We start from the raw sequence: 16,429 nt of genomic DNA, 5'->3' as shown, positions 1-16,429 counted from the left end.
CGGTCACTTCGCGCCGAGCAGGTCGATGAGCTGGGCAGCGTTGCGCTGGGCGTAGTCGGAGTAGCAGTTGTTCATCAGCACGTGGGTCTGCTCGGCCTCGTCGGCCAGCTCGCGTAGCTTCGGCGCCCAGTCCTTCAGCTCTCGGGGCGAGTACAGGTAGCCGAACTTCTCGTGGATGTCCTTGCTGGTCCACTTGTCACTGTGGCCGTGGAAGCGCACCGCGGCCAGGTCGGCGGTGGCGGCGACCACGGGCGGCACGGAGTTCTTGTGTCCCTGGGGCATGTCCACGCACACGTACGGCAGCTTGTGCTTGCGCAGGAAGTCCAGCGTCTCGGCGGCGTTGTCGTCCTTGAACCAGGATTCGTGGCGCAGCTCGATGCCCACCCGCAGCGGCGCGCAGCGTTTGGCGACCTCGAGCAGGTACTGCTTGTTGTCGCGCCGGATGGTGAACCACGGCGGGAACTGGAACAGGATCATGCCGAGCTTGCCGGCTTCGACCAGCGGGTCCAGCGCGGCCAGGAACCGGGTCCAGACCTCCTCGTAGGCCTGCGGCTTCAGCCCGTCCGGGTAGATGTTGTGCTTGTCGGTCTCCGGGCGTAGGTCCTTCGGCAGCGCGCTCACCTTGGTCGGGTGCCCGGTGAGCATGCTGAACGCCTTGATGTTGAAGACGAAGTCCTTCGGGGTGCGTGTCGCCCACAGCGCGACCGTGCTCTCCGCCGGTGATGCGTAATAGGTCGCGTCGACCTCGACCAGCGGGAACTGGCGCGCGTAATAGCGCAGCCGGTCCTCCGGCGTCTTCGCCGTCTCGGGATACCACCCCGACGCCAGCAGCGTGCTGTCCGTCCACGAGGCCGTGCCGACCCGGATCTCACCCATGCGCCCATCACCCCAGCCCTGCTCCGGCGGATAAGAGCCGTTTACCCCGAAACCCGCTCCCTCACGCCCAGCCCCGCCTCCCGCTTGTCATCGACGCTGGCCTATCCAGATGACTTCGATCGCGAATTATTCACCTGGATAGGCCGGCGTCTATGGAAAACGGGGCGGGGGCGCGGCGCGGGCGTGGGTTCGGTCCGTCAGTGGGGATCGAGGCGGGGGAAGAGGGGGGTCACGGGTGGGAGGGAGCCGGAGGCGTCGGGGGTGCACTGGGCGATGATCAGGGAGGATGCGCCGGGTAGGAACGGGGCGAGCAGGTCGCCGAGCGTCAGGCACGCGCCGAGGAGCACGGCAAGTTCCGCGTCGAGCCGCGCCTTGGCCTCGGCGTCACCGCCGCGTTCGGCCTTCGCCAGGTCCCACGGGCGTACCCGGTCGATGTGCCGGTTGGCCTCCTCGACCACCGCCCACACCGCGGCCGCGGCGCGCCGGAAGTCGAAGTCGTCCAGCGCCGCTGCGATCAGCCCGGGTGCCTCCGCGCAGGCGGCGACCAGGTCTTTGGCGTCCGCCGCGGCGGGCACGTTGAGGTCGACGCGGCCGCCCCGGAAGCGGTGGGCCATGGTGACGATCCGGTTGACCAGGTTGCCCGCGCCGCCGGCGAGGTCCTCGTTGGCGCGGGCGATCAGCCGGTCGACGGTGAAGTCGGCGTCGCCGACCCGGGGCACCTCGCGCAGCAGCCAGCACCGCAGCGCGTCGGTGCCGTACGCCTCGGCCAGCGCCACGGGGTCGACGGTCGCACCGGACGATTTGCTGATCTTGCGGCCGTCGGCGGTGAGATAGTCGTGCACCAGGATGTCGGTCGGCAGCGGCAGCCCGGCGGACAGCAGCATCGCCGGCCAGTACACGGCGTGGAAGCGCAGCACGCCCTTGCCGATCACGTGCACCCGCCGGTCCGCGTCCTCCCACCAGGTGCGGTACGCCTGCCCGTCGGTGCCGTAGTCGAGGCTGGTCAGGTAGTTGCCCAGCGCGTCCCACCAGACGTAGATCACCTGGTCGGGATCGCCGGGCACGGTGATGCCCCAGCCGCGGGCCCGCTGCTGCGACCGCGAGACGGAGAAGTCACGCAGCCCGGCGTCGATGAAAGCGAGCACCTCGTTGCGCCGCGACTCCGGCTCGATGCGCAGCCGCCCGCTGGTGATCGCCTCCCGTAGCGGCTGCGCGTGGCGGGACAGCCGGAAGAACCAGTTCTGTTCCTCGATGCGCTGCGGCGGCACCGCGTGCTCGGGGCAGTGCCCGGCGGCGTCGAGCTCGTCGGCGGTGAGGTAGTGCTCGCAGCCCACGCAGTACAGGCCGGTGTAGGTGTCCTGGTAGAGGTCGTGCGCACAGGCGCGCCAGAACCGTTCGACGCCGGGCCGGTGGCGCGGGTCGCGGCTGGTTCGGATGAAGTCGTCGTACGACAGTGCCAGCGGCTCGCGGAGGCCGGCGAACGCGGCCGCGTTGGCGTCGACGAAGTCCTGTACCGGCACGCCCGCCTGCTCGGCGGCGAGCACGTTCTTGAGCGAGTTGTCGTCGGTGCCGGTGAGCAGCCGGACCTCGTGGCCGAGACCGTGATGGTGGCGGGCGAGCACGTCGGCCTGCACCGCTTCGAGGGCGAAGCCGAGGTGTGGGGCGGCGTTGACGTACGGGATGGTGGTGGTGAGGTAGATGCGGGTCATGGATTCCTCCTGGCTTGATGAAGCCGGAGCGTCGACCCGTGCCGAGGCCCCGGACTCGGGCCTCGCGGTCGTGCACGCGCGTGTCAGCAGCCCCGGAAGCGGGGCATCATCACCGGACACGACGAGAAGATCACGTCGCCAAGGTAGCACCGGGCGCCCGCGCCCGCGACGAGGTTTCCGGAAGAAGTTGAACGATCGACATGTTCCACTGGCTGGGTAGTTGTTGAAGCGCTCTCTCGATACCCGCAGGATCGGTCGGTAAGCCCCGTGAGAGCGCGGCCCCGCCGCTGAAGGAGTCACATGTCCGGCGGTGCCCCGCGGCTGAGCGTGCTCATTCCGACGTTCGGCGACGCGCATACGCTGGCGCTGACCCTGTCCACGCTGTGCACACAGACGCTGCCGTCTGACCTGTTCGAGGTCGTCGTGGTCAACGACGGCTCCGACCCGCTGCCGTATGCGGAGCTCACCGGTGCGGTGTACCCCTTCCGGTTCCGGTTCGACAGCCTGCCCGCGAACCTGGGGCGGGCCGCGGCGCGCAACCAGGCGGTGCGCCTGGCCGCCGGGGAGCTGGTCTGCTTCCTCGACAGCGACGTGCTGGCCGAGCCGCACCTGCTGGCCCGGCACCTGGCCTTCCACGACGGGCGCGACGGGCCCGCGGTGCTGATCGGCAAACGCTACGAGGGCGACTGGGCGGTGCTGGCGGCGGCGCAGGCGGGCGAGCCGCTCACCGTCGACCTGGTGCGCCCCGTGCACGAGGACTTCCGGTTCCGGGTGCCGGGCCGCGACAGCTCGCCGGAGGAGTGGCTGGCCGGGGCGCCGTGGGTGTTCGCGCTGACCAACAACGTGTCCATGCCCCGGCAGACGGTGCTCGACGCGGGCATGTTCGACGAGGCGTACGGGGCACGCTGGGGTTTCGAGGACACCGACCTGGCGTACCGCATCCACCAGGTGCTCGGCGACGACGCGTTCGGCTACGACGGTCTGGCCGTGGGCTTCCACGTGCCCGCGGTGCGCGACCTGTCCAACCTGGCGGGCGACTACCAGGCCAACCTGGAGCTGTTCCGGGACAAGCACCGCAGCCTGGCTGCGGAGCTGGTCGACATGCCGGCGCCCACCGACGTCACCCGGAAGATCCGGCACTACCGCCGGGTGCTGGCGAGCTGCGCCGAGCTGGGCCTGGGTCGGCTGGCCGACGTGTCGCCGCTGCTGCTGGCGGAGCTGTCCGGCGCGGTGCTGTGCCAGGCCTTCGGCACCGACGAAGTGGCGCTCGGCGAGGGCTCGGTCACCTACGACCACGGACGGCCGGTGTCCGAGCACAACCTGCACCTGCTGGGAGTGTGGTCGCCGTTTCCGGACGGGACGTTCGACACCGTGGTGAGCGTGGACGTGTGGCGCTTCCTGGAGCAGCGGGAGCTGTCGCGCTTCCTGCGGCTGGGGCTGCGGCAGGCGCGCGAGGTGGTGCTGGTGTACACCGACGGGCCTGCGGCGAAGGCGTTCACCGCGGATGTGCCCGCGCTGACCAGTCCGGACTTCTTCGGCTCGCTGCTGCTGCGTCGGTACCCGCAGGCGCGTACCGACCACTTCGGAGACGTGACGTTGTTCCGCGTCACAGCTTCTTGACCTCAACCTCGCTTGAACCAGCAAGATCGTATGCATGACTGAGAGCAGCGAATACGGCTACCTGAGCACCGTCGGCCGCAACACCGGCCAGTGGCACACCGTCGAGATCTGGTACGCGGCCCGGGGCGGGGTGATCTACCTGATGTCCGGCGACCGCGAGCGTGCCGACTGGGTCCGGAACATCCTCGCGAACCCGCAGGTCCTATGGCGCGTCGGCGGGCCGCGCGAGCTGACCGCCGACGGCGCCGTGCCCGCCGAGGCCCGTCCCGTCAGCGGCGACCCGCACGTCGAAGCGCAGGCCCGCCACCTGCTCGCCGCCCGCTACCAGGGCTGGCGGGAGGGCGACGAGCTCTCCGACTGGGCGGGCACGGCGATGCTCGTGGCCGTCCACCCGTCGTACTGACGGCAGGGCAGCGCCGCCGCCGGGCGATCGCCGCGGCGGCGGTCCGGCTCAGGGAGCGCAGGCGGGCGAAAGCCGCGCCAGGGCCGGAAGCGGGGCAGCTCCGCGTCGGCGAAGCTGCCCCGGGGTCCCTCCGGTGACGGTCAGCTCCAGCGCTGCGAACTGGTGCGGTTGTCCATGGCGGCACCGATGTAGGACCTGGTCGGCTCGTAGCCGACCGATGCGCCGCCGAAGTTGGTGTTCTCGTAGTGCTTGTCCCAGCAGTTGGCATAGGTCTTGAACGACGAGATCACGTTGGCCCAGCCGACGGGCATGCTGGCGGCGAAGTAGTCGACGTTGCCGGTCGGCGTGCTGCAGTTGCCGGAGGTGCCGGTCCAGATCAGTTCGGAGCCGGTGAAGTTGCTGCCGGTGTACTCGATGCTGATCACGGTGTTGACGACGTTGACGCCGAACTTGGCGTTCAGCGCGTCGACCTTCGCCGCGACGCTGCTGCCCTTGGGCAGGTCGTAGAGCACGCCGCCGCTGGCGAACTGCAGCGCCTTGTCGAAGGTGTCGAAGCAGATCGCCTGCGGCTCGGCCACGTTGGCGCGGGCGACGCAGTGCTTGTCGACCGGCTCCGCGGCGGCGGCGGGCGCGGTCGGGGCGGTGAGGCCGACGATCGCGAACGCCGCGATCATCATCGCTGCCCGGTGGAGCTTTCGCATGATTCCTCCTGTGTCGATGGAGCGGTGACAACAGGTTCGGACCCGGGCATCACGGTGGCCTCAGCGTCACGTCATCGTGGCCGGCCCGCTTGTCCGGCGGGCGCCGAGAAGGGCACCTTCTTGTACGCGGAGCGACAAGAAGGTGCCCTTCTCGGCATTTCAGTTAGGGGGCGTAGACCTCGAATTCGAAGAGGGAGTAGCCCCAGGCGGTGGCGCGGGTGGTGGCGTTGACGCGGACGTAGCGGCCGCTGCCGGTCAGGCCGGTGAGGTCGTCGACGCCGCCGTCACCGCCGGTGACGGACCGGATGGTGGTCCAGGTGTTGCCGTCGGGTGAGGTCTGGATCTGGTACGCCGACCCGTAGGCGGCCTCCCAGACCAGCCGCACCCGGCTGATGGAGTAGGTCTGGCCCAGGTCGACGCGGATCGTCTGCGGATCCGCGAAGGCGCTGGACCAGCGGGTGGTGGTGGCGTTGCCGTCCACCGCCGCCGAGCCCGGGTAGGCGGCCGTCTCGGTGCTGGACACCAGGGTCGGCTTGTTCAGGGCCACGTTGACCGAGGGCTGGCTCGTGGTGCCGGTGTAGGGCAGCACGAGCCGGGACTGGTTGCCGATGCCGAGGGTGGTCGACGTGCTGCCGATGGCGCTCCAGACCTCGACCCGCACCGAGCCGTTGGCCAGGTTGGCGAACGATCCGGTGGCGGTCTTGATCCCGAACGCCTGGGTGTAGTGCTCGTAGCCGGCGACCGGGTCGGTGGGGAAGTAGTTGTACGTCTCCACCCGGTCGAAGCTGCCGTTGCCGGTGAAGTCGTACGACACCCTGACCTGGGTGGCGTTGCCGACTCCGGCGCCTGCGTCGACGAACATGTCGAAGTTCGTCGCGCCGCCGTTGTGCGTGGCGTTCAGGCCGGTGGCGTTGAACACCTGGGCGCTGTGCGGGTTGCCGTCCCAGTTGCCGTTGGCCGCGGCCACGGTGACCGAGCCGGCCGCGCCCGCGGTGCCGGGCAGGCCGCCACCGGAGGTGAGGTAGCGCGTCGCCGCGAACGAACCGGGCGGGTTCGGCGAGGTCGACGGGCTCGGCGAGGGCGGTGCCGACGGCGAGGGGCTGGGCGAGGCGGGCGGCGACGACGGCGGGTTCGACGGCGGGTTGGACGGCGTCGGGTTGCCGCCGCCGCAGGCGTTGCCACCGGTCCAGGTGAACGCGCCCGAGGTGACCGTCTTGCAGGCGGGCACGCTCAGCGTGGTGCCGTTGGAGAAGGTCACCGTGATCGCCGCGTTGCTGATGTTGGACGCGACGTATGTGCGTACGCCCGACTTGTTGAACACCTTGGCCAGCGGGTGGTTCGCGGTGATCGAGGTGTCCACGTTGCCCAGCGCGGCCAGGTTGCGGATCCAGTGGTAGGTGTGCGCCTTGGACTCGCCCTCCTCGGAGGTGAACCCGCTGTTGGCGTTGAAGTTGTTCAGCGCAGCCTGGCCGTTGCCCAGGGCCTGGAACTCCCAGAGGATGTCCTGCCAGACCGTGGGCGGCCCGCCGTTGTTGGTGACCAGCTCGTTGTAGTTGGTCGTCACGTAGGCCGGGTTGTCGCCGAGGTAGAAGTGCCCGCCGGTGATGGGCAGCATGTTGATGCCCTGGATCATCTCCGGCTCGCCGGAGAACCACGTCGCGTACGCGCCGCCGTCGCCCCAGACCATGCCGACCGTGTTGTGCCCGAAGGCGGACGGGAAGTTCTGGTTGCGCACGTCGAACCAGTACTCGGCGATCGCCGCGGACTGCGTGGTGTAGATGAAGATGCCGGCGTCGCGCACGGCGGCGTTGCCGGTCGCCTGGCCCCACTGGATCAGGGCGTTGGCGAAGTTCATGCCCTCGGACGAGGACTCCTGGTTGTTGCCCGCGCCGAACGCGCCGTGCCCGGCCGCCCAGTCGTGACCGGCGAAGATGTCGAAGTCACGCAGGTACGGGAAGCGGGTGTCGGTGCGGTCGTAGTTGTTGGCGTCGCGGATCAGCAGGTCCACCATGCCGCCGTACTGGCTGTTGGTGGCCCAGGTCTTGTCGAACTTGGCCAGCGTCGCCGCGGCGGCCACGAAGTAGCCGTAGTGGAAGTGGTGGTCGTTGAGTTCCAGGTCGGACCCGTAGGAGGCCGGGTAGCCGAGCAGGGTGCCCCAGGCGCTGTTGTAGTAGAAGACCCGGCTGGTCTTGCCCGCCGAAGCGGTGAACCAGTCGTTGAGCCGGGTCCGGATGGTGCTCAGCGCGGTGTCGCGGATCGAGGTCAGGTTGAGCTGGTCGGCGATCTCCGCGATGCGCGCGGCGCGGCCCAGGCCCTTGCCGGTCCAGTAGGTGTCGTCGCCGCGGAAGTCGGCCGGGTTGCCCGCCACCGCGTTCAGGTAGTTGGTGATCGTGGTGAGGTCGCCGCCGGAGCTGTCGGCGACCGCGGGGATCTCCGGCAGCACGCCGGTGTACTTCATCGACGTCGTGAACGAGCCGATGCCGGTGAGGATCTTCATCTGGCCGCGCGCGCTCGTGTAGGTGTTCGCGAGCGGCGACGCGCCGGTCAGGCTGTTCCACTGGTGCGGGTACAGCGCCGCGACGGTGGCCGTCTGCGAGCCCTGCCGGGCCGTGGTGAGGTACGTGTACGTGGTGTTCAGCGTGCTCGCGGACTGGTTGTAGCTGTACGACACCCGGGTGCCGGTGACGTGCGCGTGCGCGTACTGGCCGTAGGTGTTCGCGAGCGCGACCCGGTCGGCGCCGGCGGGCAGCACCGCGACCGAGAAGAAGCCCTGGCCGTTGAGCGACGAGCTGATCGACGTGCCGCTGACCGTCCAGGTGGAGCCGGTCGGGGCGTACGCGACGTAGTCACGCCCGTTGACGTTGAAGCCGAGCTGGCCGCCGCTGTTGGACCACACGGTCGGCGTGCCCGCCGTGGTGATCTGGGCGTTGCCGCCGGTGACCTGGAAGTACGCGAACGGCAGGCCGTGGCCGATGGTGGCCTTCATGGTCCGCGCGCCGTCACTCCAGTACGGCGTCACGGTCCAGTCGCTCCACCCGTCGACCTTGGTGTCGGGGGAGTTCAGGCCCGCCACGCCGACGAGCATGTCCTGCACGTAGGGGTAGTGGAACTCGCCGACCCCGGTCGCGCTGCCGCTGATCGCGGGGGTGGTGTTGTAGGAGAACCCGAGCCCGCCCGCGAGCGTGTCGTAGGAGACGGGGTGGGCGTGCAGCGGCTCGCTGTAGCTGCAGTCGAACTTCTTGAACAGCAGCGACGACCACCAGTCGTTGGTGGGCACGCCGCCGGTGGGCGCGTTGGCGGTGACGTACTGCCGCGGGTTGGTCGACAGCGAGCCGCAGCCGGCGGGCAGCGAGCGGCCCGCGGGCAGGCTGTCGAGGTAGCTGCCGGCGCCGACGGTGCCGGCCTGGGCGGTCTGCGCGACGGCGATGCCGAACAGGGCTGCGGCCAGGACGGCGACCGAGCCGAGGACGAGGGCGCGGTGGCGCGCCCAGGACTGACGTCGGCGACCCGCGCGGCGCGGTTCGCCGCCTGGGGTCACGGACCGGATGGACGGTTCCATGTGCTTGGCCTCCGGGGCTGGGGCTGGCATGGCGGGGGAGAACGGAGGAGCGGTGTGCCGTGAACGCTGTGAGAGCGCTCTCTGAGCGCAAACTATCGGGCAACCCCTCAATACGTCAATGTTTCGGTGCCATGGCATCTGAGTTAATCCCGGGACGTGGACACAGCGTGACGGCGGCGGGACGCCATAACGTAATACCGGCCCTGTGAGAGCGCTCTCACAGGGCCGGTATCGATGAACCGGGTCAGCCGAGGCGGTGCCGTGCGGTGAAGGAGATGATCCGGTTCCAGGCGTCGGTGCAGGCGTCGGACCACTGGGCGAAGGAGCGGTCGAAGAACGAGTGCGGGGCGCCCTCGTACACGTGCATCTCGGGGCCGACGCCGGCCTCCTCCAGTTGGGCGGCCAGCTTCTCGAACTCGCTGACCGGCGTCGAGTCCGCGCCCGCCACCAGCATCAGCATCGGCTTGTCGACCTCGTCGACGACGTCGGCGACCCGCTGGGGATTGCCGTAGAAGCCGATCACCCCGGCCAGGTCCAGGTCCGAGGCCGCCAGCCGCCACGAGTGGCCGCCGCCGAAGCAGAACCCGATGGTGTACACCGACGCGTCCGGCTCGGACTCGCACAGCACCGCCATCGCGGCAGCCGTGTCGGCCTGCACGTGCGCGGGTGTGACCTGCGGGAGGTGCTCCATGTACGGGAAGCTCTCGTCGCGCTGGGACACCCCTGCGGTGCGGCCGAAGTAGTCGATGGCGATCGCCTCGTACCCGGCTTCGGCCAGGCGCTGGGTCAGGCCGACGTAGAACGGGTGCAGGCCGCGCACGTCCGGCAGCACGACGATCTTCATGCCGTTCGGGGTCTGCGGGATCGCCCGGTACCCGGCGAGGGCGTTGCCGTCCTCGGCGTGCAGTTCGAGCGGGCCGTGCCCGGCGATCGCGCCCGCGTTCGGGGCCTTGGGGGCCTGGCTGTCGTCACTGTGGCACATCGGGTGCTCCTTGGCTGCGGTATGAGTTCGCCCGCCGCCGCGCCCGTCCGGCGTCGACGAGGGTGTCCAGGTGGGACCGGGCGACGGCGGCGGTCCAGCCGTACGCCCGTGCGAGCTGTGCCGGGGTCGCCTCGACGGCGGTCTCCAGGTAGCAGCGCGCGGCCTCGGCGGCGTCGTGACCGCCGCCGACGTCGAATCGTCGGCAGGTCAGGTCCACGATGGAGGCCGGCCAGCCGGCGCGCTGCTCGCGCACGCCAGCGGACGTTACCAGCAGGCGGCGCTGCAGTTCGGTCATGGCGCGGTCGTACGCGGCCCGGTCGCCGATCAGCTCCCGCAGGGCGCGCGAGGTCAGCGGCCCGGTCAGCAGCGCCCGCGCGATCTCGTGCGCCTCGCGGGGCAGGTCGAGGTCCTCGTGGTCGTCGAGCTCGCCGTCGCCGGTGTACAGCGCGCGCAGCAGGGCGGGAGAGAGCACGCTCGCGCGGCGGAACAGGAACTTGCCGTACCAGGCGAGTCCGGCCTCGGGCAGCGCGTCCTTCCAGGTCCAGACGGTGGACTCGGCCTCGCCCATGCCGTCGGCCCAGGCGACGGCGTCCTCGTCGGCGACGGTCTCGTAGAGCGAGGGCGCCAGCGCGTTCGCGGCGGGGAACAGCAGCGCGAAGCCGACGTCGTCGACGAACCGGCCTGCCTGCTCGACGGTCTGGGGCCTGGTCTCGGGCAGCCAGCGGTCACCCCGCGCCCGGGCCAGGGCGAGTTCCTGATCATCGTCCATGCGCCGGAGCGTATCCGCCACCCCCGACGCCCCCGCCCCGCGCTGCACCCTTTCCGCCCCGCCACGAAGATCGTCCGACTCGCCGGGCACATGTGCGAATCGCGAGCCTGGATACGGCCGCCCGGTGGGGCGGATGCGTGTTATCAGGATTTTAATCCTTTTTTGCCGGTTCGGGCTTTCCGCGTGGTGGCGGATGTTTCGCACCTACGTTTGGCGGAGTCTTGTTCAGGTGAGGACGCCCGGTGCGCCGGGAGCCTCGCACGGCGGCCCAGATGCCGCCACGGAAGGAGAGATCGACTGTGTACGTCAACTCTGATCTGGCGTTGTGCCTGGTGGACGAGGCATCTGCCGGTCGCGCCGACGACGCCGACAAGGTGTGGCGTTCCGCGATCCGTGAGGCCATCGCGTGCAATGTTCCGATCGAACATGTCGCGAACAGGGCAAACGTCTCGGTCGAGGACATCCTCTCGATCGTGAGCGAGAGCCAGGTGGTGCCGGCGTGACCCCGGCCATCCGCTACGAGGTGCTGTCCGCCTCCGCCCTGCGGGCCTCCGCAGACCCGACGCCGGCACGGAACGCCGACCCGGACGTGGGAACGATCAAGGCGCAGGACCGCACCGCGAAGGTCGCCCGGGAGTACGGCGACCGCCCCGACAGCGCTGTCGGGCGGACGCGACGGACGAGGAGCGCCGCCGCTCCCGCTCGCGCCACTGCTGCCTGACCAGCCTGCATACCAGCTGACACAGGGCCCCGACCTCGGTCGGGGCCCTGTTCGCGTGCTGGCTCGTTAGCCCTTGCGGACGTCACGCACGGGCGAGGAGAGGCGATACGTGGACAGGATTCTGGTCGAGGAGCAGGCAGCCGGCATCGTCTCCCCGGTCGCGTCGCGTCCGGGCGTGCCGCGCCTGGTGGCCTGGGCGGCGCTCGCGGGAGCGGGCCTGACCGTGTTTGCCTTGGTCGCGATGGTGCTGCGGCGGCTGCCGACGGGCTCGCGCCTGGCCGGGTGGACGTATCCGTACGACCGTGCCGCGGGTGAGTGGCACGTCGTATGGCCCGCGCTGGTGGTCGCGCCCGCCGTGCTCGGCCTGCTGTGGCTGTCGAGGCGGCTGCCCGAGCGCTTCGACGGGGCAGCGGTCGCGGGGTGGTTCCTCGCGGTGATCCCGCTCCAGCTGCTGCTGCGGGTGAAGGCGCTGCCGTCGCTGGGTGACATCGTGGCCAGCGACCGCGCCAACTCGTTCTACTCCCCGTCGCAGCGCTGGGGGATCGGCGAGTTCCTCGGGAACTACATGGGCCTGGTCGAGCATCTGCCGCCGCACGCGCGTACCAACATGCCCGGCAAGACCATGCTGTACTTCCTGCTCGACGCGCTCGGGCTCGCCCCGGCCGCGATGGGCGTCGTCGTGCTGGCCGTGGCCAACCTGTCCGCCGTGCTGCTGTGGCTCATCGTGCGCGACCTCACCGGCGACCGCCGGATCGCGCTGTACACCCTGGTCCTGTGCCTGTTCCTGCCCGGCGCGCTGTACTTCGTCCCGGTGCTCAACGCCGTCTCGCCGGTGCCGATCCTGCTCGCGCTGTGGCTGCACGTGCGATTCCTGAAGACCCGCCGGGCCGGGTACGCGCTCGGGCTCGGCGGTGCGCTCTACCTGACCGTCTTCTTCGAAGCGCTGCCGCTGGTCCTGGGCATCGTGTTCGCGGCACTGCTCGGCGTCGCCCTGCGGCAGCGCACGCTCACCTGGCCGGACACGCTGCGCCTGGTCGGATTCACGGTGGCCGGGTTCGCCGGCTGCTACGCGGCGATGCGGGGGCTGTTCGGCTACGACCTGTTCGACAACTTCGGGTACGTGTTGGCCGACGCGAACGACTTCAACGCCCGCTGGCGGCCGTACGGGATGTGGGTCACCCGCAACCTGTGGTACCTGGCGCTGGCCGGCGGGATCGCGTCCTGCGTGATGCTCGCCGCCGCGTGCTTCGACGCGGTGCGAAGTCGCTCGGCGCACCCGGCCGCGGTGCTGACCCTGTCCGGGATCGCGGTGCTGATCGTGCTCGACCTGTGGGGGATCAACCGCGGCGAGACGGTCCGACTGTGGATCTTCCTGGCGGTGTACCTCCAGATCGGCGCTGCGTGGCTGTGCGCCCGCACCGAACGCTTCTGGCCCGCCGCCGTCCTCGTCTCCGCCGCCGTCCTCCAGGCCGGCATCGGCTCCGCCATGATCGGCTTCGTCCGCATCTGACGCGCCCAGTCACCACCCGCCCCACCTGCGACAACTCTTCAAGAGTTGCGGGGAGAGGGCTGGGGTGGGGCGGGGGGACCATGGGTCCGATCGCGAGGGGCGATCAAAATTATTGCTGTGGTGTAACGGGTTATCGCGTCAAAATTTTTGTTGGTTGGCATTGACACTTTGGACTGGGGGTCGTAATTTTCTTCATCAACGGACCATGATGAAGGGAATTGTTGTGCAGGGTGTGATCGGCCGGATGCGGATGGAGCTGCCCAACCTGCCCGACGCGCTGCAGCGGGTGGCGGAGCAGATCCTCGAAGACCCCGTGCTCGCCGCGCAGGCCTCCATCGTGGACCTCGCCGAGCGGGCCGGCACGTCGACCGCGACGGTGACCCGGTTCTGCCGGGTGCTGGGCTTCAAGGGATACGCCGCGCTGCGGGTCGCCATCGCCACCGAAAGCGGGCGCGAGGCGCAGGCGCGCTGGGAGACCGACATCGACCGGGAGATCGAGCCCGGCGACCCGATGGACCGGGTGCTCGGCGTGATCGCCAGCGCGGACGCCCGCGCCATTCAGGAGACCGCGGCCCGGCTCGACCTCGCCCAGGTGGCGCGGGTCGCGGACGCGATCGCCGGGGCCAACCGGGTGGAGCTGTTCGGGATCGGCAGCAGCGGCACTGCGGCGCGTGAGCTGGCGTTCCGGCTGGAGCGCATCCGGGTGCCCTGCTGGCACCGGGAGGACGCGCACAAGGCGCTGACCAACGCGGCCCTGCTCGGCCCCGGTGACGTCGCGATCGGGCTGTCACACAGCGGCCGCACCCGCGAGGTGATCGAGGTGCTGGCTGAGGCCGCCGACGCGGGCGCGCTCACCGTCGCGGTGACCTCGTTCGACAAGTCGCCGCTGGCCGAGGCCGTGGACGTGGTGCTGACCACGGCGGTGCACGAGACCACGTTCCGGCTCGCGGCGCTGTCGGCGCTGCACGGTCAGCTGGTCGCCCTTGACCTGATCTACGTCGCGGTGGCGCAGCGCACCTATGCGCGCACCACCGAGGCCTTCGAGGTGACCGCCCGCGCGGTGCAGGCGCACCGGCTGCACGACGAGCCGACTTCGCACCGCCGCCGCGCGGCGAGGGAGGCCGTGGACCAGTCCCGGCCGGTCGTCCCCCGCAGCGCCGCGGACTGAAGGCCGACCCCGGCGGGCGGACCTCGGCGCCGGAACCGCACCACCGGGCAGACCTGGTGACGCGCGGAACCGGCCCGCCGGGCAAGGCCGGCCGCAGCCCGGGACCGAGCCGTCGGCCGGGCAGGCCCCGGGACCGGGCCGCCGGGGACCGGGGCAGCCGGGGAAAGAACGTCGAGGCGGCCACGTGGCGGACCGGTCCCGGTGGGGCGACCGGGCAAGGCAGCACAACAGAAGGAGCGAGATGAACGCGCAGACGTACCTGGAAGCCATCACCGAGCTGGTGGGCAAGGTGGGCACCGAGCAGGCCGGCAACGTGCAGCGGGCCGCGGACCTGATCACCGAGAGCCTGAACGCGGGCGGGGTGGTGCAGGCCTTCGGCAGCGGCCACTCCGAGGCCCTGGCCATGGAGATCGCGGGCCGGGCCGGCGGGCTCGTGCCGACCAACCGGATCGCGCTGCGCGACATCGTGCTGTGGGGCGGCGAGCCGGTCGAGGTGCTGGAGGACCAGCTGCTGGAGCGGCGCACCGAGGTGGCGCACCGGCTCTACGAGCTGGCCCCGATCCAGCCCGCGGACGTGTTCGTGCTGGCCTCGAACTCCGGCATCAACGGGGTCGTGGTCGAGCTGGCGCTGCTGATCAAGGAGCGCGGGCACGGCCTGATCGCGGTGACCTCGCTCGACCACACCGCACGTTCGGAGCCGCGGCACCCCTCGGGCAAGCGGCTGTCGGAGATCGCCGACGTGGTGCTGGACAACGGCGCCCCGTACGGCGACGTGATCCTGGAGAACCAGTCCGGCGCCGTGTCGTCGGTGACCGCGGCCGTGCTGGCCCAGATGGTGGTCACCGAGGTGGTCCGGCGCCTGCAGGAGGCGGGGCAGACCCCGCCCATCTACCTGTCCGCGAACATCGCGGGCGGCTATGAGCACAACCAGCAGTTGGAAGCGCGATACGCCGGGCGCATCCGGCGTATCGCCTAACCCATCAACCCCTCCTGAAGTGCATGAAGGGCGACATGATGAACCTTACAAGACGTAGCGCGCTGGCCGGTGTGGCCGCGGTCGCGGCGAGCACGGGCCTGGCGGCCTGTGCCACCGCGGGCGGCGGTGACGACGACAAGGTCAAGCAGGGCGACACCAGTGCGGAGAACCCGCTGGGCGTATCGGCGGACGCGGCCCTCGAGGTAGTGATCTTCAAGGGCGGGTACGGCGACCAGTACGCGATCGACGCCGGCACCAGCCTGAAGCAGAAGTTCCCGAAGGTCGCCGTCGACCACAAGGGCATCCAGGGCGTCGGCGAGGTGCTGCAGCCGCGCTTCGTCGCCGACAGCCCGCCGGACGTGGTCGACAACAGCGGCGCGGGCCGCCTCGACCTGGCCACCCTCGTCTCCGCCGGCAAGCTCACCGACCTGACGTCGCTGCTGGACGCACCGAGCCTGGACGACCCGGGCAAGAAGTTCCGCGACACCCTGATGCCGGGCGTGATCGAGGACGGCACGTTCGACGGCAAGCCGCTGGTGCTCAACTACTCGTCGGTGCTGTGGGGCGTCTGGTACTCCAAGTCGCTGTTCGCCAAGCACGGGTGGGTCTTCCCGAAGACGTGGGACGAGATGCTCACGCTCAACGACGAGATCAAGAAGGCCGGTCTCGCCCCGTGGACGTGGCAGGGCAAGTACCCGGAGTACCTCAACGACCCGCTGATGTCGCTGGCGGCCAAGGCCGGTGGCTTCGACCTGGTCAAGTCGATCGACAACCTGCAGCCCGGGGCGTGGCAGAGCCCGGCGGTGCTGGCGGCCGCGGAAGCGATCTACCAGCTCGGGGCCCGCGGTCACATCCTGGCCGGGTCGGAGGGCCTGTCCCACACCGAGGCGCAGAACGCCTGGTGCAAGGGCCAGGTCGCGTTCATCCCGTGCGGGTCGTGGCTGGAGGGTGAGCAGCAGGCGGTCACCCCGGCCGGGTTCGACATGGTGATGGGCACCGTGCCCGCGCTGACCGGCTCGGACAAGCTGCCCAACGGGGCGGTCATGGCGGCCAGCAGCGAGTCGTTCATCGTGCCCGCCAAGGCCAAGAACGTGCCCGGCGGCCTGGAGTTCCTGCGGCACCTGTTCTCGCAGAAGGTGGCGCGCGGCTTCGCGGAGAGCGCCAAGGCGCTGCCGGTGGTCACCGGCGCGACCGACGGGCTGACTCTGAGCAGCGGCCTGGGCTCGGTCGCCGAGGCGGTCAAGGCGGCCGGTCCGAACGTGTTCAGCTACAAGTTCCGGACCTGGTACGCGCCGCTGAGCAAGGCGCTCGACGACGCCACCGGCGAGCTGGCCACCAAGCGGATCAACCCGCAGCAGTGGGCCGAGCGTGTGCAGAAGGCTGCCGACGCGGTGGCCAAGGACAGCTCCATCGTCAAACACCAGCGGTGAGGGGC

14 protein-coding genes are annotated in these 16,429 nt (G+C 70.3%); 8 read left to right on the top strand and 6 right to left on the bottom strand.

Translation table 11 applies throughout. The annotated features are described in order from the left end of the window. Positions 1-3 precede the first annotated feature (3 nt). Complete coding sequence (locus FLL47_RS01435; RefSeq protein ID WP_144118549.1) at positions 4-876, bottom strand: DUF72 domain-containing protein; 873 nt, start codon at positions 874-876, stop codon at positions 4-6. Positions 877-1,073: 197 nt separating this feature from the next. After that, positions 1,074-2,585 carry a methionine--tRNA ligase gene (locus FLL47_RS01430; RefSeq protein WP_144118548.1) on the bottom strand — a complete coding sequence of 504 codons (1,512 nt, stop codon included), beginning with the start codon at positions 2,583-2,585 and terminating at the stop codon, positions 1,074-1,076. Positions 2,586-2,885: 300 nt separating this feature from the next. On the opposite strand from FLL47_RS01430, the gene FLL47_RS01425 reads away from it, so the two are divergent. Further along, positions 2,886-4,205, top strand: a complete 1,320-nt coding sequence (locus FLL47_RS01425) for a glycosyltransferase family 2 protein (RefSeq protein ID WP_144118547.1) — start codon at positions 2,886-2,888, stop codon at positions 4,203-4,205. A 34-nt stretch (positions 4,206-4,239) separates the two neighbouring features. Beyond that, a complete protein-coding gene (locus FLL47_RS01420) occupies positions 4,240-4,608 on the top strand; it encodes a nitroreductase/quinone reductase family protein (RefSeq protein ID WP_144118546.1) in 369 nt (122 codons plus the stop codon). A 140-nt stretch (positions 4,609-4,748) separates the two neighbouring features. Here the strand turns inward: FLL47_RS01420 and FLL47_RS01415 are convergent, their stop codons facing one another. The 4 genes from FLL47_RS01415 to FLL47_RS01400 form a co-directional block, all read right to left on the bottom strand. After that, a complete protein-coding gene (locus FLL47_RS01415; protein ID WP_144118545.1) occupies positions 4,749-5,309 on the bottom strand; it encodes a hypothetical protein in 561 nt (186 codons plus the stop codon). A gap of 163 nt (positions 5,310-5,472) precedes the next feature. After that, positions 5,473-8,868 carry a glycosyl hydrolase gene (locus FLL47_RS01410; protein ID WP_186315511.1) on the bottom strand — a complete coding sequence of 1,132 codons (3,396 nt, stop codon included), beginning with the start codon at positions 8,866-8,868 and terminating at the stop codon, positions 5,473-5,475. A gap of 244 nt (positions 8,869-9,112) precedes the next feature. Continuing rightward, the gene (locus tag FLL47_RS01405; protein ID WP_144118544.1) at positions 9,113-9,850 is read right to left on the bottom strand and encodes a dienelactone hydrolase family protein; all 738 of its coding nucleotides are present in this window, start codon (positions 9,848-9,850) and stop codon (positions 9,113-9,115) included. Beyond that, positions 9,837-10,619: an AlkZ-related protein gene (locus FLL47_RS01400; protein WP_144118543.1), complete on the bottom strand. Its 783-nt coding sequence runs from the start codon at positions 10,617-10,619 to the stop codon at positions 9,837-9,839. Before FLL47_RS01400 ends, FLL47_RS01405 begins: the two co-directional genes overlap by 14 nt. A 299-nt stretch (positions 10,620-10,918) precedes the next feature. Here FLL47_RS01400 and FLL47_RS01395 point away from each other — a divergent pair, with 299 nt between their 5' ends. From FLL47_RS01395 to ngcE, 6 genes are all read left to right on the top strand, one after another. Further along, the gene (locus tag FLL47_RS01395) at positions 10,919-11,122 is read left to right on the top strand and encodes a hypothetical protein (RefSeq protein ID WP_144118542.1); all 204 of its coding nucleotides are present in this window, start codon (positions 10,919-10,921) and stop codon (positions 11,120-11,122) included. Next, positions 11,119-11,340 (top strand): hypothetical protein, encoded by a 222-nt coding sequence (locus FLL47_RS01390; protein WP_144118541.1) that lies wholly within the window; start codon positions 11,119-11,121, stop codon positions 11,338-11,340. Before FLL47_RS01395 ends, FLL47_RS01390 begins: the two co-directional genes overlap by 4 nt. A 109-nt stretch (positions 11,341-11,449) precedes the next feature. Continuing rightward, the gene (locus FLL47_RS01385; protein ID WP_144118540.1) at positions 11,450-12,850 is read left to right on the top strand and encodes a hypothetical protein; all 1,401 of its coding nucleotides are present in this window, start codon (positions 11,450-11,452) and stop codon (positions 12,848-12,850) included. A gap of 208 nt (positions 12,851-13,058) precedes the next feature. Next, on the top strand, positions 13,059-14,018 hold the full coding sequence (locus FLL47_RS01380; RefSeq protein WP_144118680.1) for a MurR/RpiR family transcriptional regulator: 960 nt from the start codon (positions 13,059-13,061) through the stop codon (positions 14,016-14,018). A gap of 241 nt (positions 14,019-14,259) precedes the next feature. Next, positions 14,260-14,994 carry a sugar isomerase domain-containing protein gene (locus FLL47_RS01375; RefSeq protein WP_144118539.1) on the top strand — a complete coding sequence of 245 codons (735 nt, stop codon included), beginning with the start codon at positions 14,260-14,262 and terminating at the stop codon, positions 14,992-14,994. Positions 14,995-15,029: 35 nt separating this feature from the next. Continuing rightward, positions 15,030-16,424 carry an N-acetylglucosamine/diacetylchitobiose ABC transporter substrate-binding protein gene (gene ngcE, locus FLL47_RS01370; protein WP_246157428.1) on the top strand — a complete coding sequence of 465 codons (1,395 nt, stop codon included), beginning with the start codon at positions 15,030-15,032 and terminating at the stop codon, positions 16,422-16,424. Positions 16,425-16,429: the final 5 nt, after the last annotated feature.

The sequence above is a fragment of the Catellatospora sichuanensis genome, from assembly GCF_007483665.1.
Taxonomy (GTDB): domain Bacteria; phylum Actinomycetota; class Actinomycetes; order Mycobacteriales; family Micromonosporaceae; genus Catellatospora; species Catellatospora sichuanensis.
This window is presented reverse-complemented; position numbering and strand designations above follow the sequence as displayed.